We start from the raw sequence: 19,566 nt of genomic DNA, 5'->3' as shown, positions 1-19,566 counted from the left end.
TTCGTACGTTTTTTTTCGCCAGGGTTGTTTTTGTAATTTCATAAGTGACTATCAATAATTGATGAATTTTTAGTCAACCTATTTCAGTAAAGTTCACATTATTATCATAAAATAACGTATGAGTACATCAAAAAAATTAACTTTTTTAGCACCTAAAGAAATGAGTAAAAGTGAGGGAGCAATTTTTATCGATATGGGGATTTCTGCAGGTTTTCCATCTCCTATTGATGATTTTAAAGAAACTCGTATTTCATTAGATGAAGAGTTAATAAAAAATAAAGAAACTACTTTTTTTGCTAAAGTTAGCGGACAATCAATGATTGGTGCAGGTTTAGATGATAATGATTTATTAGTAATTGATAGAAGTATTGTGCCAACAAACAATAAAATAGCCGTTTGTTTTTTAGATGGAGAATTTACTGTAAAAAGATTAAGAGTTACCAAAGATGAAATTTGGCTACAACCCGAAAATCCTGATTATCCTGTGATAAATATTACGGAAGAAAATAATTTTATTATTTGGGGGATTGTAACGAGTGTGATAAAAAAGGTTTAAAAAAAATCCAGCAAATTTGCTGGATTTTTCTTTTATAGTATAAATTGCTGACTAGCAAAATTCATCGTAAGCTGCTGCTAAATTCTGAGCAATCGCTTGAGCTGAATGACCTTCAATATGGTGACGCTCTAAAATATGAACTAAACTACCGTCTTTAAATAAAGCAATAGCAGGAGATGATGGAGGAAAAGGAATCATCATTTCTCTAGCTCTAGCAGTAGATTCTTTTTCTACTCCTGCAAAAACAGTGGTTAAGTTTGTAGGTGTTTTTTCTGCACCTAAAGAAGCAATAGCTCCTGGTCTTGCAGTACCTGCTGCACAACCGCAAACAGAGTTCACCATTACTAAAGTTGTTCCTTCTTTGGCTAATGCAGTATCAACATCTTGAGCAGTATATAAAGCTTCAAAACCAGCATCGATTAATTGATCACGCATCGGTTTTACTAATTCTTCTGGGTACATATTTTTTGTGTTAAATAGTTCACGGCAAAGATACTTTATTTAAAAACAAGAATCAAACCAAAACAATTGATGCTTTTTTAGAGGTATTTTATTTTAGCCCCGATTGAAGCAATTGTTTGAGCTCTTTTTTGTTTTTTTTCTTCAAAAAAATAAAAAAAGCGAGTGCGCAAAGCGGGAAATAGCTTCAAAATATCTTAAATAATTATTTAAAAAGAAATAATTATTTAAAAATGGTATTAATAGTATATTTACATCTTTTAAAAATAAAAAATAAAATGGGGAAGTTTGCAAAATGGCTTGGTGCTGGTGTAGGATTTACAATGGGAGGTCCAATAGGAGCAATTATCGGATACGCTATCGGAACTTTTATTGATGGTGTTTCTATTAAAGATTTTACCAAAGAACAACAAGAATATCAACAAAATACAGCACAGCAAAAAAGAGGTCGTGCTACTTCTGGCGATTTTGAAATAACACTACTAATTTTAGCATCGGTAGTTATTAAAGCTGATGGAAGGGTAGACCAACGAGAATTAGATTTTGTACGATTACATTTTGTAGAAATGTACGGGAAAGAGCGTGCAAATAATGCGTTTAAATTGTTTAGCGGCATTATTAAAAAAGAAATATCGACTCGTCAGGTTTGTATGCAAATCCGTCAACACATGACGCATTCTTCTCGTTTGCAATTACTACACTTTTTATTCGGAATAGCTAAAGCAGACGGACAAGTAACAGCACTTGAAGAACAAGAAATAAAGAAAATTGCAGGGTATTTATATATCAATGAACATGATTATGTATCAATAAAAGCCATGTTTTATGAAGAGGTTGATAGCGCCTATAAAATTTTAGAAATCACAAAATCAGCTACCGATAACGAACTTAAAAAAGCGTATCGAAAAATGGCTAAAAAATACCATCCTGATAAATTAGAAGGTTTAGGAGCGGCTCATAAAGAAGGAGCGAATCAGAAATTTCAGCAAATTCAAGGAGCTTACGAACAGATAAAAAAAGAAAGAGGGCTTTAATTTTAAAAAACAATGCCTTTTTTAAGCGTCAACTACTACAATTACAAGAAAATACGTAATTTCGCGAAATCAATAAATATAAAGAAAAAATGAGTACGAAGTTTACTGAATACAAAGGGCTTAACTTGCCAAATGTTGCTGATGAAATATTAAATTATTGGAAAGAAAACAACATTTTTGAAAAAAGTATAACTACGCGTGATGATAATAAACCGTTTATCTTTTTCGAAGGACCCCCTTCGGCAAATGGTTTACCTGGTATTCATCATGCAATGGGACGTACCATTAAAGATATTTTTTGCCGTTATAAAACGTTAAAAGGATTTCAGGTAAAGCGTAAAGCTGGTTGGGACACCCATGGTTTACCTGTTGAATTAGGCGTTGAAAAAGAGTTAGGAATTACCAAAGAAGATATCGGAACTAAAATTACGGTAGAAGAGTATAATATTGCTTGTAAAAAAGCAGTAATGAAATATACTGATATTTGGAATTCACTTACCGAAAAAATGGGATATTGGGTAGATATGGAAGATCCGTATGTTACCTATAAACCAAAATACATGGAAACGGTTTGGTGGTTGTTAAAACAAATCTATAATAAAGATTTGATGTATAAAGGATATACAATTCAGCCATATTCACCAAAAGCAGGAACAGGTTTAAGTTCTCATGAAGTAAATCAACCAGGAGCATATCAAGATGTTACCGACACTACCGTAGTTGCTCAATTTAAAGCAATTACTCAAACTTTACCAAGTGTTTTTCAAAATGGAAATGATGTTCATATTTTAGCTTGGACAACAACTCCTTGGACATTGCCAAGTAATACCGCATTAACCGTTGGAAATAAAATTGAGTATGTTTTAGTAAAAACATTCAATCAATATACTTTTGAGCCTACACAAGTAGTTTTAGGTAAGCCTTTATTGGCAAAACAATTTGCAGGGAAAAAGTTTAAAGCTGTTGAAAATGAAGCTGATTTAGCTACTTATAAAGCTGAAGATAAACAAATACCTTATTTAGTAATTGCAGAATGTAAAGGTGCTGATTTAGTCGGTGCTAAATATGAGCAATTATTACCATATACGTTACCACATGATAACCCTGAAGAAGCTTTTAGAGTAATTTCTGGAGATTTTGTAACTACAGAAGACGGTACAGGAATCGTACATACAGCGCCAACTTTTGGAGCCGATGATGCTTTAGTTTGTAAAGATGCAGGTGTGCCACCAATGTTGGTTAAAGATGAAAATGATAACCTAGTTCCTTTAGTTGATTTACAAGGTAAATTTACCAAGGAAATGGGTGAGTTTGCAGGAATGTACGTTAAAAATGAATATTATGCTGATGGAGAAGCTCCTGAGCGTTCAGTAGATGTACAAATTGCCATCAAATTAAAAGAAGAAAATAAAGCCTTTAAGGTTGAAAAATATGTCCATAGTTATCCACATTGTTGGAGAACTGATAAGCCTATTTTATATTATCCTTTAGATTCTTGGTTTATTAAAGTAACGGAAGTTAAAGACCGTATGCATTCTTTAAACGAAGAGATTAACTGGAAACCTGAATCAACAGGAACAGGTCGTTTTGGAAATTGGTTGAAAAATGCCAATGATTGGAATTTATCTCGTTCTCGTTTTTGGGGAATTCCGTTGCCAGTTTGGAGAACAGAAGATGGTAAAGAAACTAAAATAGTAGGTTCTGTAGCTGAATTAAAAGAAGAAATGGCACTTGCTGTAAAAGCAGGCGTAATGACCGAAGATATTTTTGCTGATTTTGTTTCAGGAGATATGTCTGATGAAAATTATGATACCGTTGATTTACATAAAAATGTAGTTGATAAAATTACATTGGTATCAGCTTCAGGCGAGCCAATGCAACGTGAATCTGATTTAATTGATGTTTGGTTCGATTCAGGTTCTATGCCGTATGCACAATGGCATTATCCGTTTGAAAATAAAGAAATAGTAGAAGAAGGTTGGAAAACTGCCGATTTTATCGCCGAAGGAGTTGACCAAACTCGTGGATGGTTTTATACTTTACACGCTATCGCAACGATGGTTTTTGATGATAAAGCGTATAAAAATGTAGTGTCTAACGGATTAGTGTTAGATAAAAACGGGCAGAAAATGTCGAAACGTTTAGGAAATGGTGTTGATCCGTTTACTACCTTAGATACATATGGTCCTGATGCTACACGTTGGTACATGATTTCAAACGCAAATCCTTGGGATAATTTAAAGTTTGATTTAGATGGAATTACCGAAGTAAGTAGAAAGTTCTTTGGAACACTTTATAATACGTATTCATTTTTTAGTTTATACGCTAATTTAGACAACTTCAATTATAGTGAAGCTGAGGTTCCATTAGCTGAACGTCCTGAAATTGATCGTTGGGTTTTATCAGAATTAAATACATTGATTCAAAAAGTAGATGTTTTTTATGCTGAATATGAACCAACAAAAGCAACTAGAGCAATTTCTGATTTTGTACAAGATCATTTAAGTAACTGGTATGTGCGTTTATGTAGAAGACGTTTTTGGAAAGGTGAATATGCACAAGATAAAATATCGGCATATCAAACTTTATATACCTGTATGCTAACGGTGGCTAAATTGGCATCGCCAGTAGCGCCTTTCTTTATGGATAAATTATATAAAGATTTAACAAGTACTACAAATGGTGAAGGTTTTGAAAGTGTTCATTTAGCAGAATTTCCTGTTTGTAATGAGGCTTTAATTGATAAATCATTAGAGCGTCAAATGGAAAATGCTCAAACAATATCTTCTCTAGTTTTGTCGTTAAGAGCTAAGGAAAAAATTAAAGTACGTCAGCCATTACAAAAAATAATGATTCCTGTTTTAGATGCGACTCAAAAAGCAGCAATTTTAGCGGTTGCCGATTTAATTAAATCGGAAGTAAACGTTAAAGAAATTGAGTTATTAGATGATGCTTCTGATATTTTAGTAAAACAAATTAAACCAAACTTTAAAGCACTTGGACCAAAATTTGGTAAAGACATGAAGTTAGTTGCAGGGAAAATTAAACAATTTACCCAAGATGATATCATCAAAATTGAAAAAGAAGGAAGTCTTTCGGTAGAAGTTAATGGTAAAAACATTAGCTTAGAAACTGCGGATGTTGAAATTTCATCAAAAGATATTGAAGGTTGGTTAGTGGCAAATGCCGATGGTTTAACTGTAGCATTAGATGTTACTATAAACGAAGTTTTACGTAAAGAAGGGGTTGCTAGAGAATTAATCAACAGAATTCAAAACGGGCGTAAAGAAACAGGTTTAGAAGTTACTGATAAAATCAAATTAAGCATCTTAAAAACGGCTGATTTAGAAGCGTCTGTAACTGAAAATGAAAGTTATATAAAAGCAGAAACATTAACAAATGAATTGGTTTTTGTTGATGAACTAAATAATGGTATAGAAATTGAGTTTGATACCATAAAAAGTAGCATATTAATTGAAAAAGCATAAGTTATGGATGACATTAATGTAAGATACTCCGATAGTGATTTACAGGAGTTTAAAGAAATTATTTCAAAAAAAATTAAGCATGCCGAAGAAGATTTACTATTAATACAATCTTCTTACAAAAATGGTTCTGACAATGGTACAGAAGACACTTCTCCAACATTTAGATCGTTTGAAGAAGGGTCAGATACCATGGCAAAAGAAGCAAATATGCAGTTGGCAATTCGTCAAGAAAAATTTCTTCGCGATTTGAAAAATGCTTTAATCCGTATTCAAAATAAAACATACGGAGTTTGTAGAGTTACAGGTAAGTTAATTCAAAAAGAACGCTTAAAATTAGTGCCGCATGCAACCTTAAGTATTGCCGCAAAACGCAAACAATAATTAATAGAATAGTAAAGTTATTACACTTAAAAAGCTGTTTAATGCCATTCTGGTATTAAGCAGTTTTTTAAAATATTTACCCCAATAATACCCCCTAAAATAATGTCCCCAGAAAAAAACACCCCTAAAAAAGGTGCTATAAATTTTATTTATATGCACTTTATACTAGCATGCTTATGTATTACAAGCAATAGCTTTAGCCAAACAGATTTAGATTCCGATAACGATGGTATTTTAGACTCCGAAGAATGTGGGTTTAATATCTGCGCACAGCCAATTATAAATGGTGGTTTTGAAAAACCAACTAGATCGGGATCTACTTACTATTTTATTAAAGAGGATCAGGTTCCTGGTTGGGAAACTACTGCTTCAGATAGTGAAATTGAAATTTGGCGTGGTCCTTTAGAAGGCGTAAATGCTGCAGAAGGAAATCAATTTGCAGAACTAAATGCGAATAAAGTATCAACTTTATTTCAAAAATTATGTTTAACTCCAGGTACTAAAGTGTCTTGGTCTGTTAAACATAGAGGTAGAAGAGGTGTCGATGTTGCTGAGGTTAGAATAGGCGCTTCATTAAGTACTTTAATATTACAAGAAACCATGTCTGACGATAAATGGGCTTGGGGTACTTATGATGGTGAATATACCGTGCCTTCAAATCAAACTGAAACTATATTTGCTTTTAAATCGGTATCAAGTACAGGTGGAGATGATTCAGTAGGTAATTTAATTGACGATGTTCAGGTTATCGTGCTTTCAAGCCCACCTTGTAGAGATACTGATAAGGATGGAATACCAAATAATTTAGATTTAGACTCAGATGGCGATGGCTGTTTTGATGTTCTTGAAGCTGGTTTTTCAGACCCCGATAATGACGGTATTTTAGGTACAGGAACACCCCAAGAAGATGCCAATGGTTTGGTAACATCAGCACCCGATGGTTATACAACACCTGCTAATTTAGATAGTAATACGACTAATGATTATCTGCAAGATTTACCTGTTATCATTTTTAATAAAAAACTAAAAAACACTAGTGTTAAAATTGGTGAAACTGCAAGTTTTAGTTTTTCACGTAATATAAATCAAGTAAATATTGAATGGCAAGTAAGTGAAGATAATGGAAATTCATGGAATACTTTAACAGATGATTTAACCTATTCAGGAACCAATACAACTCATTTATCAATAGCAAACGTAGCGGCAAGTTTTTCAGGGAATTTATACAGAGTACTTGTAAGCCCTAAGGCAAATATTTGTGCGAAACCCAACACATCAAAAGCTAGGTTATTGGTAGCAATACCAACAAAACCGGTTAGTATATCAGATGGTTTTTCGCCAAATAATGATGGTATAAACGATACTTTTTCTATTAAAAATTTAGATACTTATTTAAACCATAGTTTAGAGATATTTAATAGATATGGCTATTTGGTTTTTAAAGGAACTATAAACTCAAGCCCTTGGGATGGTACCGATACCAAAGGAAATGTATTGCCTACAGGTGTTTATTTTTATCGAATAAAACTAAATGAACCTGGTAGCGAATTATTACAAGGACGCATACATTTAAGAAAATAAGCAACACAACTTTAATAGATTTTCAATACAATTTTACGACACTACCATGACTAAGAAATTATTTTTCATAATATTCTGTTGGGTAAGCTGTGCGGTAGCACAACAACGCCCTCAATTTTCACACTATATGTATAATTTAAGTATGCTAAACCCAGCATATTCTAATGCCGATAAAAGCGTTGTTGAATTTGGTGCATTTTACCGAAATCAATGGAGCGGAATAACGGGTTCGCCTAAAACAGGGCTTCTTTTTGGGCATGGCGCCTTAAATAAAAATTTTGAAGGAGGTTTTTCAATTTTATATGATAATATTGGAAATGATATACAAACAACCAATGCTACCGTAGATTTATCGCATGTAATTAAGTTGCAAAAAGAGCTGCGTTTATCAGTGGGGATTAAAACAGGAATTTCATCGTATAAAGCAGCTTTTAATACTTTAACTTTAGCATCGGGCTTAGGAGGTACTGACCCTTTATTTAAAGAAAATATAAATATGGCAGACCTGGTGTTTGGCGCAGGATTATTTTTGTTTTCTAAAGAATTTTATATAGGACTATCAAGCCCTAACTTAATTAAAAGCGAACTTTATAAAAATACTTTACAAAGTGAAAGTAGCTTAGAAAACCATTATTATGCAACCGCTGGTTATGTACATGAAGTTCATCAAAACTTAAAAGTAAAACCCTCTATTTTAGTTTCTTATTTAGAAAACGCTCCTGTATCGGTAGATATAGCCGCCAATGTGTTAATAAACAATAAACTAGAATTAGGCTTGGGCTATAATTTTAGCAATAGTTTAAATGCGTTGTTTAAATTTAATGTTTCACAAAACATCGCTTTAGGATATTCATACGGTAAAATGTTTAATAGCCTAGGAAGTTTAAGTAATGGATCACATGAATTTTTTATGCTTTATAACTTTAGAAAAGAAAGAAGTAGTCGTTGTTATTACAATCGTTTCTTTTAAAGCAAAGCGAATAAAGCTTGTTAATTAACTAAGAATATGCTTATTTTTGTTACTCTTAAATTAAAAAAATGTCTAAAAAAACCATTGCAATAGTTACCGTAATTCTGGCAATCTTAATAGATCAAATTAGTAAAATATATGTTAAAACACATTTTCAACTTGGTGAAGAGGTAGTTGTTTTTGCCGATTGGTTTAAAATCCATTTTACTGAAAATAATGGTATGGCTTGGGGCTTTGAATTTGGCGGTAGAGCAGGAAAATTATTTTTAACATTGTTTAGGGTTGTTGCGGTTTCAGGAATTGTATATTGGTTATGGCAAACCATAAAAAAACAAGTGCATACGGCGGTAGTTATTGCTATTTCTTTGGTTTTAGCAGGCGCTATTGGAAATATTATTGACTCTGTTTTTTATGGAGTTATTTTCGATAGTTCATATCATAATTTAGCCAGCTTATTTTCAGATAAACCTTATGGTGAATTATTTCATGGTAAAGTAGTAGATATGCTTTATTTCCCGATGTATCAGGGTGAAAATTTCACTTTTTTTAACGCTATATTTAACGGTGCCGATGCTTGGATTAGCATCGGTGTTGCCTTGTTATTTTTGTTTAATAAACAGGCTTTTCCTAAAGAAGAATAGTTTTAAAGTAACGGCTCTTATTTTGAATTGTATTTTTTTTAGCTGATATTTAAACAGGCTTTCAGGTTCTTTTATTATATTTATAAAAAAACAAAATGATAGGTTTCTTTAAGTATATCGCTATTTTTTTACTCGGTTTTTTGCTTGCCAAATTATGGTATGAAAAAAAGATAGAGAAAACACAGCAAAAGGAAGAAATTCAAGTGGTTTTAAACGGTATTAAAAACCTACGTAAATTGGTGGTTTCGCAAGGGAGCTTTTCTGAAATGTATCATTTTTCTGATACTAAAAAATACTTTTATGATTATGTAGCTTTTGAGAAAAAAGCCATATTATCGGTCAATGCAAAAGTGGAGGTTGGCTATGATTTATCAAAATTAACTATTGAAATTGATAGCATCGGCAAGCAAATAATTATTCATAAAATACCAGAAGAGCTGGTGGTTATTGCTCCTGATATTAAATATTTTGACTTGCAACAAAGTCAATTTAATACGTTTTCAAAATCAGATTTGAATAATTTAAATACTAAAGCTATTGAAAATATCAAACAAACAGTTACTGTTTCTAGATTAAAAATAGATGCCAAAACACGTTTGTTTGAAGAGTTATCAAAAATTTATCAACTTTCGAAAATTTATAATTGGAAAGTAGTTGATAAAACTAATTCGAAAAGGCTAGTTGATACTGCTTTATTGAAAGACTAGGCATAAACAAGCTTGCTGATTGTTAAAATTTAGTACAAATCCCTAGCCCCGATTGAAGCAATTGTTTGAGCTCTTTTTTTGATTTTTCTTCAAAAAAAAGCGAGTGCGGAAAGCGGGAAATTGCTTCAAATAATCTTTAGTTTTTTAAACCTAATTCGGTAACTTTTTACTTAGTAATCCGTAGATAAAAGCGCCCAATATTGCACCTATTAAAACAATAATAATAGGAAATACACTATGACCAATTAATACGAAAATAGGAGCGGGGCAAGCACCTGCTAACGCCCATCCGAGCCCAAAAATAGTTCCGCCAACAAGGGTTCTTATATATCCTTTTTTCTTATCTTTTATATTGATTTTATTTCCTAGATAATCTTTAATTGTGCCTTTTTTAAAGAGATACATAAATAGCATAGAAACCGCCACTGCCGAGCCTATAATTCCGTACATATGAAAGGATTGGAATTTAAACATTTCATAAATTCTGTACCATGAAATTGCTTCCGATTTGGTCATTATAATACCAAATAAAATACCGATTATTAAAAATTTTATATTTTTCATACTGTTTTTCAAAAATTAAAGTTCTAAAAATTAAAGCCCAAAAATTAACGGGAAAAAGACCCAGGTCATTAGTAAACCTCCAATAAAAAAACCGATTACGGCAATTAAAGAAGGTAATTGCAAACTGCTTAAACCTGTAATTGCATGTCCTGAGGTGCATCCGCCAGCATACCTGGTTCCAAAACCAATTAAAATTCCTGCGATTAATAATATTGAAAATCCTTTAAAAGTTAGCATATTTTCGATGCTGAAAATTTCAGGAGGTACAAAAGAATTTCCTGCGTTTGCAAAGCCTAAATTAGCCAATTCTTGTACTGTTTTTGGGTTTAATTGAATTGTTTTTGTTGCCGATAAATAATTAATAGCGATAAAACCACCAATAATTAATCCGACTAAAAAAGTAAGTGCCCAATCGCGTTGTTTCCAATCTTTTTTGAAATAATCAGAAATTTTTCCTGCGCCAGCAATGGTACACATGGTTTCTAAATTGGTCGATACGCCAAAGCTTTTTCCGAAGTAAAAAAATAAAAAAAGTACAAAGGCAATTAAAGGACCAGCAACATACCATGCCCAAGGTTGTAAAATAATATCCATTATAAGGTGTTTTTTATATAGTTCATGATAATTTTAGTCGCGCCAATATTGTTTTTAATATAATGATAGTTTTCACTGCCCATTTTTGTTCTCAAATTAGCGTTTGCTTTTAAAGTTGTAAAATTACTAGAAAAATCTTCATTATTTGTAACAATTGTAACACTGCCTAGTTTTAGTAAATCGGTAGCTTCCTGAAATTTTTTGTATTTGTTTGCTCCAAAAACAATGGGTATTCCAAAAGTTGCGGGTTCGAGTATGTTATGAAGTCCTGTGGCTAAGCCTCCGCCTACGTAAGCTACATCGGCATAGGAATAAATTTTGGTTAACAAACCAATGGTATCAATAATAAAAACTTGATTTTCTGATAAATTTTGACCTTCTTTTTCAGAATATAAAATTGTTTTTTTGTGGATACTTTCTCGTAATTCTTCTAGTTGTTTTTGATTGATATTATGTGGTGCGATGATAAATTTTTCATCGGCAGAAGCGTGATTATTTATGTAATTTACGAGCAGCTTTTCATCTTCTTTCCAAGTACTTCCTGCAACTACGGTATAGCTGTTGTTTTTAAATTCATTGATAAAATCAAGCGAATTATCTTGTTTTAAAATATCGTGAACCCTGTCAAAACGGGTATCGCCAGCAATAGTTGTGTTTTGAAAACCAATGCTAGAGAGTAGTTTTTTAGAGGCTTCATTTTGAACATAAAAATGATTAAAAGCTTTTAATTTATTACGCATAAAACCACCATACCATTTAAAAAATGATTGTTTTTCTCTGAAAATTCCTGAAATTAAAATGGTATTAATTCCTTGTTTTTTTACTTCGGATAAAAGATTTGGCCAGAATTCGTATTTGATAATAATAGCTATTTCGGGATGTATTTTAGTAATAAATTTTTGAACATTCGATTTTGTATCGAAAGGTAAATAACAAACTACATCGGCTAAATTATAATTTTTTCGGATTTCATAGCCTGAAGGAGAGAAAAAAGTAACGACTATTTTATGGTTTTTATAGCGTTCTTTTAAGGCTTCAATAATGGGTCTTCCTTGTTCAAATTCGCCCAATGAAGCGGCATGAAACCAAATAACTTTATCGGTTTTTTTGATATTTTCTAATTTCGAAAATGTTTGTTTTCGTCCATCAATAAAAAGTTTTATTTTTTTATTGAATAAGGCTATAAAGCGAAGTAGTATTGATACTTTAAAAAGTAATAGGTTATAAATAAAATTCATAACGCAAATTTAGGAAATAAAAAAATCAGTGGGTTTAATCACTGATTTTTTTTATATAATTTGAAAATTTATTCTACTTTCATTTCAAAATCTTCCATAAACTTGGTGGTATAATTCCCAGAAATATAATCAGGGTGATCCATTAATTGTCTATGAAAAGGAATGGTTGTTTTTACGCCTTCAATAATATATTCATCTAAGGCACGCTTCATTTTGTTAATTGCTTCTTCACGAGTTTGTGCGGTAACAATTAATTTAGAAATCATTGAATCGTAGTTTGGCGGAATCATATAACCAGCATAAACGTGCGTATCTATACGAACTCCATGACCTCCTGGGGCATGGTATGAGGTTATTTTTCCTGGTGCAGGTCTAAAACCATTAAAAGGGTCTTCTGCGTTAATTCTACATTCAATAGCGTGTAATTTTGGGAAGTAATTTTTTCCTGAAATTGGCACACCTGCGGCAACTAAAATTTGTTCACGGATTAAATCGTAATCAACAACTTCTTCGGTAATTGGGTGTTCTACCTGAATACGAGTATTCATCTCCATAAAGAAGAAATTACGATGTTTATCGACTAAAAACTCTACAGTTCCAGCACCTTCATACTTAATAAATTCGGCAGCTTTTACGGCTGCATCACCCATTTTAGTACGTAATTCATCGGTCATAAACGGCGAAGGAGTTTCTTCGGTTAATTTTTGATGACGGCGTTGTACCGAGCAATCTCTTTCTGATAAATGACATGCTTTTCCGAAAGAATCTCCAATAATTTGAATTTCGATATGGCGAGGCTCTTCAATAAGCTTTTCCATATACATATCATCATTACCAAATGCCGCTTTTGATTCTTGACGAGCAGAATCCCAGGCGTCTTTTAAATCTTCTGCTTTCCAAACAGCACGCATTCCTTTACCACCACCACCTGCGGATGCTTTTAACATTACAGGATAACCAGTTGCTATGGCTGTTTCGATACAGTCTTCAAAAGTTTCGATAACACCTTCACTTCCAGGTACACAAGGTACGCCAGCAGCTATCATAGTCGATTTAGCATTTGCTTTATCGCCCATACGGTCAATCATTTCAGGTGAAGCACCAATAAATTTTAAATCATGTTCATCACATAATTTAGAAAATTTAGCATTTTCTGATAAGAAACCATAACCAGGGTGAATGGCATCTGCATTGGTAATTTCGGCAGCAGCAATAATACGATCCATTTTTAAGTAAGATTCATTACTTGCGGCAGGACCTATACAAACTGCTTCATCAGCAAATTTTACGTGTAAACTTTCTGCATCTGCTTTTGAATAAACAGCAACAGTTTTTATGCCCATTTCTTTACAGGTTCTAATTACACGTAGTGCAATTTCACCTCTATTGGCAATTAATATCTTTTTAAACATAGGTTCTAAAAATTTTAAAACTCCAAATAAAAGAAGTAAGTACTTGTTTTATTTGGAGTTATATGTAAATTAAGATGGATCTACTAAAAATAATGGTTGATCAAATTCTACAGGAGTAGCATCATCTACTAATACTTTAACGATTTTACCTGAAATTTCAGATTCAATTTCGTTAAATAATTTCATTGCTTCAATAACACAAACTGTGTCACCTACTTTTACCTCAGTACCTACTTCAGCAAAATTTGGTTTATCTGGCGATGGTTTTCTATAAAAAGTTCCAATAATTGGAGACTTTATGGTAATATATTTATCGTCTTTTTCGGTAGTAACAGCTTCAGTTGGTGCCGCTGCTACAGGAGCTTGTGCCACCATTTGAGGTGCTACACCCATTGGAGCAGCTGTTTGAATAATTGTAGTTTCAGGAGTTTCGCTTCCAGTTTTAATGGTGATTTTAATATCTTCCATTTCTAACTTTACTTCACTTGCACCTGACTTTGCTACAAATTTAATAAGGTTTTGAATTTCTTTAATATCCATATTCCTAATATTTAGTTGTTTGGTTTTTTATGAATTGTATGCCCATTTTAAATAGATAGACCCCCATGTGAAGCCTCCACCAAATGCAGCAAAAATTAAATTATTTCCTTTTTTCAAATCTTTTTCATAGTCAGCAAGCAATAAAGGTAAGGTTGCTGAAGTGGTATTTCCATATTTATGGATGTTTACCATTACTTTTTCAGGTTCTAAACCAACTCTATTTGCAGTTGCTTCAATAATTCTGTTATTTGCTTGGTGTGGTACCAACCAATCTACATCATCTTTTGAAAGGTTATTTCTTGTTAGAATTTTTTCAGCAACATCAGCCATATTAGAAACCGCATATTTAAATACAGTTCTACCTTCTTGGGTTATAAAATGCTGTCCGTTTTTAAGTGTTTCTTCTGATGCAGGTAAAAGAGAACCTCCTGCCTGAATTTTTAAGAAATCTCTACCAATTCCATCACTTCTTAAATACTCATCTTGTAAGCCTAAACCTTCTGTATTTGGTTCAAATAATACCGCACCAGCACCATCACCAAAAATAATACAGGTTGCTCTGTCGGTATAATCAATTACTGAGGACATTTTATCGGCACCGATTAATAATACTTTTTTATAACGCCCGCTTTCTATATAACTAGCCGCTGTTGACATTCCGAATAAAAAACTCGAACATGCAGCTTGTAAATCGTAAGAAAAAGCATTTACAGCCCCTATTTGAGTTGCCGTATAAGTTGCTGTTGATGCAACTAGCATGTCTGGAGTTGCAGTAGCTACAATAACCAAATCAATCTCTTTCGGGTCGATATTAGATTTTTGAAGCAGGTCTTCAGCGGCTTTAATAGCCATGTATGAAGTACCTTCTCCTTCTTCTTTTTTTAATATTCTTCTTTCTTTGATACCTGTTCTGCTAGTGATCCATTCATCATTTGTATCTACCATTGTCTCTAGCTCCTTATTAGTTAAGGCGTATTCAGGAACAAATTTCCCTACTGCGGAAATCGCTGCAGTTATTTTAGTCATAATTGTTTGTTTAGTGGTAAAATCAGTTTTCAAAAGTAATGAAAAATATATCAGCTTTTAAAGGATAGCACATCAAAAACACTTTTATTTAATTAAAAACACAAAAAAACCCTCTAAAAGAGGGTTTTTTTATTTTGTAAAAACTATTTTTTTAAGCCTCAGCAGTTGCGCTTTCTAACACAACTTGACCTCTATAATATAATTTTCCTTCATGCCAGTGAGCTCTGTGGTATAAATGAGCTTCTCCAGTTGTAGGATCAACAGCTATTTGAGGTACAGAAGCTTTATAGTGAGTTCTTCTTTTATCTCTTCTAGTTTTCGATATTTTTCTCTTAGGATGTGCCATTATGTTTTATTTATCTGTTAGTAAGTCCTTTAATTTATCCCATCTTGGGTCTGTTGAAACCTCTTCAACAATTTTTTCGTCTTTTATTTTTAATTTATTAAGCCTTTGAAAAGCTTCAGATTCCATTGTTCCATTTAAAACATCAGGATGTACTCTTCTGTTAGGAACTGATAATACGATTGATTCATAAACATACTGCGCTACGTTTAATTGATATCTTTCATGTGGAAGTATCAAAATTTCATCGTGTTCATCATTATATTCATCTCCAAATTGAACAACTAAATCTAAACCACCATCAATTTTTAAATCAAATGGCTCACCAGTACTATCGCAAGGTACGTTTACGGTACCTTTTATTGCAAAAGAAAGTTCAAAAAATGTACTTTTTTTTACAAAATTAAGCGTAGCAACAATGTTTGTGTCGTCAAATTCATCAAACTGAAATGCTTCAAAGAACTTTTTGTCAATTTGATAGGTAAACAAATGACTTCCTTCTTTCAAACCTACAAAAGGGATATCGAAAATTTTTAAGTCTTTCATTTATATTAATCAATTTGAGCTTGCAAAGATATAAAAAATGTTTATAAATTTATATTTTACCTTTAAAAAAAAACTATTTTACTTTTAAAACGTTTTTTGTTAGTTCGGTATATTCTTTTCTGCTCTTAAATATTTGTAATGAGGTGAATAAAGCTTCTTTGAAAGAAGTAGGGTTTGCTTTGTTTTTACCGGCAATGTCAAAACCTGTTCCGTGGTCGGGTGAGGTTCTTATTTTGTTTAGCCCAGCGGTAAAATTTACGCCATTTCCGAATGATAAGGCTTTAAAAGGCGCTAATCCTTGGTCATGATACATGGCTAAAACACCGTCAAACTGCGTATAAGTTTCAGATCCGAAAAAACCATCGGCAGCATAAGGCCCGAAAACCAATTTGCCTGTTTCCTTAATTTCGGCAATTGTTGGGCGTACAATTTCATTGTCTTCTCCGCCAATAATTCCGTTATCGCCACAATGAGGATTTAATCCTAAAATGGCAATTTTTGGTTTGGTAATGCCAAAATCTTGCTTTAATGATGCGTGCATAATTGCTACTTTCGCCTTAATTAATTCAGGCGTAATGCTTTGCGCTACTTTTGAAATAGGAATATGCCCGGTAATTAAACCAACCCTTAATTTGTCGGCAATTAAAATCATGAGGCTTTTTCCGTCTAATTTATCTTCTAAATATTCGGTATGCCCAGGGAAATTAAATGTTTCTGATTGAATATTTTCTTTACTTATAGGTGCGGTAAGTAACACATCAATATGGTTATTTTTTAAAGCATTGGTAGCGGTTTCTAATGATTTGTATGCAAACTTTCCGCCAATTTCTGTTAATTTACCCAATTCAATTTTAACATCTTCTGTCCAAGAGTTCATTAAATTAATTTTATTATCAGCAATTTTATCAAGTGAATTGATACTAAAAATATTGTTGTTTAATTTTAGGTTTTTCTTATGATAAGAAACCAATCGATTAGAGGCGAATATAACGGGCGTACAAAAATCAAGCATGCGCTTGTCTTCAAAAGTTTTTAAAATAATTTCAATACCAATTCCGTTTGTATCTCCAACTGAAATTCCAACAATAATTTTGCTTGTATTACTATCCATAGTTATTTTTCGTGCGTGTTTCTGTGTGTAAAGTTGTATTTTTGGTACAAACAAAAGTAACTAAAAATTTAGAGAATGTTTACAGGAATAATTGAAACTCTTGGAATTGTAAAAAGAGTCGTACGTGATAAAGAGAATTTACAGCTGACTATTTTAAGTGATATTACTAATGAATTAAAAATTGACCAAAGTGTGGCACATAACGGGGTGTGTTTAACCGTGGTTGCTATTGATAATAATCAATATACGGTTACGGCAATTAAAGAAACGCTTGATAAAACCACGATTGGTAGTTTAGCGGTTGATGATCAAATTAATTTAGAAAGAGCCATGAAATTGGGCGCTCGTTTAGACGGGCATATCGTGCAAGGACATGTTGATAAAACAGGGGTTTGCAAGGCGATAAAAGATGAAAACGGAAGTACGGTGTTTACTTTTTCTTATAATTTTGACCCAAGTGCGATTACTATTGAAAAAGGTTCGATTACTATAAATGGCGTAAGTTTAACCGTTGTAAATTCAAAAAAAGATGAATTTAGCGTAGCAATTATACCTTATACTTTAGAGCATACGAATTTTAAAAACTTCAAAATAGGCACAGAGGTAAACCTAGAGTTTGATGTAATCGGTAAATATGTGGCGCGTTTAACGCAGTTGAAATAGGGTTTTTTACCTTCGGATGATAAAAGAAAAAACCTCATAATCAGTTAAGAATATGAGGTTTTATTATTTGTTTAAAATTTTTAATTTAACTGTGCTTTATGGGTTTTTAGAATCGTCTAATATTTGGATTATTAAAATAATATCTTTCAGATGAAATTGCTCCTTGTTTATTTATTTTAAACCATGGTGATGATTCGCTATCGCTACTCTTTAAAACATGTATCGATTGAGCAGGAATATAACTTTCTGCAAGTAAATACAAGTAATTTCCGTTCGCATCGTGTGCGCTGTCGACAATTAAAACCGCATGCCCAGGGCTTCCTCCTTTTATGATAATATCACCAATTTCTAAGTTTTTATTTCGGGATATTTTTTTCAAATCTCTATTTAAAGAAATTGTTCCTGCGTACATAAAAACGATATCAAGATAGTGTCTGAAATTAGAATAACTAGCATCTGCGTTTGTAGTTTGTTGAAAAGTTACGCTGTTTCCTTGCACTTGTGGTCTAATTCCTTTTGCGTGGTCTGTCCATTTGTAATTGTGTCCGCTTGTGAACTTAAATTCGATTTTATCAAACGCTTTTTGCTCATACAAATATTCTGCTCTAAGTCGAATTATTGCGTCGGCACATTGCTGTAAATCTCTGTTCCCGACATCGTAATTAATAATAGCAACATGGCTTGATTGATTCGAAATAGGGTTTCCTGTAAAGTCTAAAATTTTTGATTTATCTGGCAGTAATTTTAAGTTTTGAAGGAAAAATTTCCAAGATGATGTATCGTAATTTTCACGAGAATAATCCGTAGGTCATGAAATTCTACCACGAATAGTTTCAGCAGATTTGTTGGTATTTGATTTCTCTACGTCTGGTTTACAAGATGAAATTGAAATCAGAAAAAAGCAATAAAATAGTAATTGGTGAATTTTCATTTAGGTTCTTTTATTAGTCAGCGAAATTTTATTTCTGATTTCACTACATTTTTTGATGTGTTTTTTGTCAGTTTTAGCAACTTTTAATCGTGTTGATAACAAAAAGAATCTCCTGAATTCGATACACAGTGTTTACATTGATTTCCTGTGCTTTTTGCGGTTGCTTGACATTGATTATACTTACAGTCTAAAGTATTTTTAAATGTTTGATGATTTTCAAGTGTTTTAAAGGATAATAAACAAGCAATACCTATTACAGATAGTAGTAATTTCATAGTTTTTTTACCGGTAAATATATTATTTATAATGTAATAAATATCATATTAAAATAATTTTATTGTAGGATAACGATAAATTTCTAGCCCCGATTGAAGCAATTGTTTGAGCTCCTTTTTGTTTTTTTAAACAAAAAGAGCGAGTGCGGAAAGCGGGAAATAGCTTCAAAAAAAGAAAAAACCTCATAATCAATTAAGATTATGAGGTTTAAACGTGGTCCCACCAGAAAAGGGATATATTTTTTTAAGTAACTGATTTATAGGTATTTGAATTTTATTTATTTTTTCGGTAGATTTTAAGGTTATGAAAGTAATTTATATTTATTCTAAATAACAAGGTGTTTTAAAAGGTCATTATTTGGTTTTTGATACTGATTTATTTATTTACAAACACGGTTAATTTGTCCCCTTTTTATTGCTGAATATCATTAATTCCAAAGGCTCAAATACTAAGTTCCTGCTGGTGCTGGTTGTTCCATTTGCTGAATATTCTTAATTCCAAAGAT

General features: G+C 32.4%; 20 protein-coding genes and 1 pseudogene. 9 read left to right on the top strand and 12 right to left on the bottom strand.

Annotated features, from left to right (window positions below):
- The first annotated feature begins 118 nt into the window (after nt 1–118).
- Entirely contained in the window at nt 119–556 is a 438-nt protein-coding gene (locus tag DPIF8902391_RS02430; RefSeq protein ID WP_058885877.1) for a LexA family protein, read from the top strand.
- A 51-nt stretch (nt 557–607) separates the two neighbouring features.
- Here the strand turns inward: DPIF8902391_RS02430 and DPIF8902391_RS02425 are convergent, their stop codons facing one another.
- Entirely contained in the window at nt 608–1,018 is a 411-nt protein-coding gene (locus DPIF8902391_RS02425; RefSeq protein ID WP_058885876.1) for a BrxA/BrxB family bacilliredoxin, read from the bottom strand.
- 275 nt (nt 1,019–1,293) lie between these two features.
- On the opposite strand from DPIF8902391_RS02425, the gene DPIF8902391_RS02420 reads away from it, so the two are divergent.
- The 7 genes from DPIF8902391_RS02420 (at nt 1,294) to DPIF8902391_RS02390 (ending at nt 9,817) form a co-directional block, all read left to right on the top strand.
- Complete coding sequence (locus tag DPIF8902391_RS02420; RefSeq protein WP_172504955.1) at nt 1,294–2,049, top strand: TerB family tellurite resistance protein; 756 nt, start codon at nt 1,294–1,296, stop codon at nt 2,047–2,049.
- An 89-nt stretch (nt 2,050–2,138) separates the two neighbouring features.
- A complete protein-coding gene (gene ileS / locus DPIF8902391_RS02415; RefSeq protein WP_172504954.1) occupies nt 2,139–5,537 on the top strand; it encodes an isoleucine--tRNA ligase in 3,399 nt (1,132 codons plus the stop codon).
- Nucleotides 5,538–5,540: 3 nt separating this feature from the next.
- A complete protein-coding gene (locus tag DPIF8902391_RS02410; protein WP_172504953.1) occupies nt 5,541–5,918 on the top strand; it encodes a TraR/DksA family transcriptional regulator in 378 nt (125 codons plus the stop codon).
- Between the two features lie 102 nt (nt 5,919–6,020).
- Nucleotides 6,021–7,499, top strand: coding sequence for a gliding motility-associated C-terminal domain-containing protein (locus DPIF8902391_RS02405; protein ID WP_172504952.1), 1,479 nt, complete (start codon nt 6,021–6,023; stop codon nt 7,497–7,499).
- Between the two features lie 46 nt (nt 7,500–7,545).
- Nucleotides 7,546–8,469, top strand: coding sequence for a PorP/SprF family type IX secretion system membrane protein (locus DPIF8902391_RS02400; protein ID WP_083501096.1), 924 nt, complete (start codon nt 7,546–7,548; stop codon nt 8,467–8,469).
- A gap of 68 nt (nt 8,470–8,537) precedes the next feature.
- Nucleotides 8,538–9,110 (top strand): lipoprotein signal peptidase, encoded by a 573-nt coding sequence (locus DPIF8902391_RS02395; RefSeq protein WP_058885870.1) that lies wholly within the window; start codon nt 8,538–8,540, stop codon nt 9,108–9,110.
- Nucleotides 9,111–9,205: 95 nt separating this feature from the next.
- Nucleotides 9,206–9,817, top strand: a complete 612-nt coding sequence (locus DPIF8902391_RS02390; RefSeq protein WP_172504951.1) for a DUF4230 domain-containing protein — start codon at nt 9,206–9,208, stop codon at nt 9,815–9,817.
- Nucleotides 9,818–9,967: 150 nt separating this feature from the next.
- Here the strand turns inward: DPIF8902391_RS02390 and DPIF8902391_RS02385 are convergent, their stop codons facing one another.
- The 9 genes from DPIF8902391_RS02385 to pdxA form a co-directional block, all read right to left on the bottom strand.
- Nucleotides 9,968–10,381, bottom strand: coding sequence for a DUF6691 family protein (locus DPIF8902391_RS02385; RefSeq protein WP_058885867.1), 414 nt, complete (start codon nt 10,379–10,381; stop codon nt 9,968–9,970).
- Nucleotides 10,382–10,411: 30 nt separating this feature from the next.
- Nucleotides 10,412–10,975, bottom strand: coding sequence for a YeeE/YedE family protein (locus DPIF8902391_RS02380; RefSeq protein ID WP_172504950.1), 564 nt, complete (start codon nt 10,973–10,975; stop codon nt 10,412–10,414).
- Entirely contained in the window at nt 10,975–12,213 is a 1,239-nt protein-coding gene (locus DPIF8902391_RS02375; RefSeq protein WP_172504949.1) for a 3-deoxy-D-manno-octulosonic acid transferase, read from the bottom strand. Before DPIF8902391_RS02375 ends, DPIF8902391_RS02380 begins: the two co-directional genes overlap by 1 nt.
- Nucleotides 12,214–12,281: 68 nt before the next feature.
- Nucleotides 12,282–13,625, bottom strand: coding sequence for an acetyl-CoA carboxylase biotin carboxylase subunit (gene accC / locus DPIF8902391_RS02370; RefSeq protein WP_058885864.1), 1,344 nt, complete (start codon nt 13,623–13,625; stop codon nt 12,282–12,284).
- Nucleotides 13,626–13,694: 69 nt separating this feature from the next.
- The gene (accB, locus tag DPIF8902391_RS02365) at nt 13,695–14,165 is read right to left on the bottom strand and encodes an acetyl-CoA carboxylase biotin carboxyl carrier protein (protein ID WP_058885863.1); all 471 of its coding nucleotides are present in this window, start codon (nt 14,163–14,165) and stop codon (nt 13,695–13,697) included.
- Nucleotides 14,166–14,192: 27 nt separating this feature from the next.
- Nucleotides 14,193–15,191 carry a beta-ketoacyl-ACP synthase III gene (locus tag DPIF8902391_RS02360; protein ID WP_058885862.1) on the bottom strand — a complete coding sequence of 333 codons (999 nt, stop codon included), beginning with the start codon at nt 15,189–15,191 and terminating at the stop codon, nt 14,193–14,195.
- A gap of 151 nt (nt 15,192–15,342) precedes the next feature.
- Entirely contained in the window at nt 15,343–15,537 is a 195-nt protein-coding gene (gene rpmF, locus DPIF8902391_RS02355; protein ID WP_028892219.1) for a 50S ribosomal protein L32, read from the bottom strand.
- A gap of 6 nt (nt 15,538–15,543) precedes the next feature.
- Nucleotides 15,544–16,080: a YceD family protein gene (locus DPIF8902391_RS02350; protein WP_058885861.1), complete on the bottom strand. Its 537-nt coding sequence runs from the start codon at nt 16,078–16,080 to the stop codon at nt 15,544–15,546.
- A gap of 73 nt (nt 16,081–16,153) precedes the next feature.
- Nucleotides 16,154–17,191: a 4-hydroxythreonine-4-phosphate dehydrogenase PdxA gene (gene pdxA, locus DPIF8902391_RS02345; protein WP_058885860.1), complete on the bottom strand. Its 1,038-nt coding sequence runs from the start codon at nt 17,189–17,191 to the stop codon at nt 16,154–16,156.
- A gap of 75 nt (nt 17,192–17,266) precedes the next feature.
- On the opposite strand from pdxA, the gene DPIF8902391_RS02340 reads away from it, so the two are divergent.
- Complete coding sequence (locus DPIF8902391_RS02340; RefSeq protein ID WP_172504948.1) at nt 17,267–17,854, top strand: riboflavin synthase; 588 nt, start codon at nt 17,267–17,269, stop codon at nt 17,852–17,854.
- Nucleotides 17,855–17,960: 106 nt separating this feature from the next.
- On the opposite strand, the pseudogene DPIF8902391_RS02335 reads toward DPIF8902391_RS02340, so the two are convergent.
- A pseudogene (locus tag DPIF8902391_RS02335) lies at nt 17,961–18,650 on the bottom strand (DUF4846 domain-containing protein); the annotation flags it as partial.
- A 218-nt stretch (nt 18,651–18,868) separates the two neighbouring features.
- Nucleotides 18,869–19,060, bottom strand: a complete 192-nt coding sequence (locus tag DPIF8902391_RS02330; RefSeq protein ID WP_101915922.1) for a hypothetical protein — start codon at nt 19,058–19,060, stop codon at nt 18,869–18,871.
- Nucleotides 19,061–19,566: the final 506 nt, after the last annotated feature.

The organism is Tenacibaculum finnmarkense genomovar ulcerans (genome assembly GCF_900239495.1).
In the GTDB taxonomy this organism is placed as follows: Bacteria; Bacteroidota; Bacteroidia; order Flavobacteriales; family Flavobacteriaceae; genus Polaribacter; species Polaribacter ulcerans.
Note: the sequence above shows the minus strand (reverse complement) of the source record. Positions and strands in the feature narration are given on the sequence as shown.

What these genes read in the sequence shown, in the direction of transcription:
- DPIF8902391_RS02430 (WP_058885877.1), top strand. Translation starts at nt 119, where the DNA reads ATGAGTACATCAAAAAAATTAACTTTTTTAGCACCTAAAGAAATGAGT.
- DPIF8902391_RS02425 (WP_058885876.1), bottom strand. Translation starts at nt 1,018, where the DNA reads ATGTACCCAGAAGAATTAGTAAAACCGATGCGTGATCAATTAATCGAT.
- DPIF8902391_RS02420 (WP_172504955.1), top strand. Translation starts at nt 1,294, where the DNA reads ATGGGGAAGTTTGCAAAATGGCTTGGTGCTGGTGTAGGATTTACAATG.
- ileS (WP_172504954.1), top strand. Translation starts at nt 2,139, where the DNA reads ATGAGTACGAAGTTTACTGAATACAAAGGGCTTAACTTGCCAAATGTT.
- DPIF8902391_RS02410 (WP_172504953.1), top strand. Translation starts at nt 5,541, where the DNA reads ATGGATGACATTAATGTAAGATACTCCGATAGTGATTTACAGGAGTTT.
- DPIF8902391_RS02405 (WP_172504952.1), top strand. Translation starts at nt 6,021, where the DNA reads ATGTCCCCAGAAAAAAACACCCCTAAAAAAGGTGCTATAAATTTTATT.
- DPIF8902391_RS02400 (WP_083501096.1), top strand. Translation starts at nt 7,546, where the DNA reads ATGACTAAGAAATTATTTTTCATAATATTCTGTTGGGTAAGCTGTGCG.
- DPIF8902391_RS02395 (WP_058885870.1), top strand. Translation starts at nt 8,538, where the DNA reads ATGTCTAAAAAAACCATTGCAATAGTTACCGTAATTCTGGCAATCTTA.
- DPIF8902391_RS02390 (WP_172504951.1), top strand. Translation starts at nt 9,206, where the DNA reads ATGATAGGTTTCTTTAAGTATATCGCTATTTTTTTACTCGGTTTTTTG.
- DPIF8902391_RS02385 (WP_058885867.1), bottom strand. Translation starts at nt 10,381, where the DNA reads ATGAAAAATATAAAATTTTTAATAATCGGTATTTTATTTGGTATTATA.
- DPIF8902391_RS02380 (WP_172504950.1), bottom strand. Translation starts at nt 10,975, where the DNA reads ATGGATATTATTTTACAACCTTGGGCATGGTATGTTGCTGGTCCTTTA.
- DPIF8902391_RS02375 (WP_172504949.1), bottom strand. Translation starts at nt 12,213, where the DNA reads ATGAATTTTATTTATAACCTATTACTTTTTAAAGTATCAATACTACTT.
- accC (WP_058885864.1), bottom strand. Translation starts at nt 13,625, where the DNA reads ATGTTTAAAAAGATATTAATTGCCAATAGAGGTGAAATTGCACTACGT.
- accB (WP_058885863.1), bottom strand. Translation starts at nt 14,165, where the DNA reads ATGGATATTAAAGAAATTCAAAACCTTATTAAATTTGTAGCAAAGTCA.
- DPIF8902391_RS02360 (WP_058885862.1), bottom strand. Translation starts at nt 15,191, where the DNA reads ATGACTAAAATAACTGCAGCGATTTCCGCAGTAGGGAAATTTGTTCCT.
- rpmF (WP_028892219.1), bottom strand. Translation starts at nt 15,537, where the DNA reads ATGGCACATCCTAAGAGAAAAATATCGAAAACTAGAAGAGATAAAAGA.
- DPIF8902391_RS02350 (WP_058885861.1), bottom strand. Translation starts at nt 16,080, where the DNA reads ATGAAAGACTTAAAAATTTTCGATATCCCTTTTGTAGGTTTGAAAGAA.
- pdxA (WP_058885860.1), bottom strand. Translation starts at nt 17,191, where the DNA reads ATGGATAGTAATACAAGCAAAATTATTGTTGGAATTTCAGTTGGAGAT.
- DPIF8902391_RS02340 (WP_172504948.1), top strand. Translation starts at nt 17,267, where the DNA reads ATGTTTACAGGAATAATTGAAACTCTTGGAATTGTAAAAAGAGTCGTA.
- DPIF8902391_RS02330 (WP_101915922.1), bottom strand. Translation starts at nt 19,060, where the DNA reads ATGAAATTACTACTATCTGTAATAGGTATTGCTTGTTTATTATCCTTT.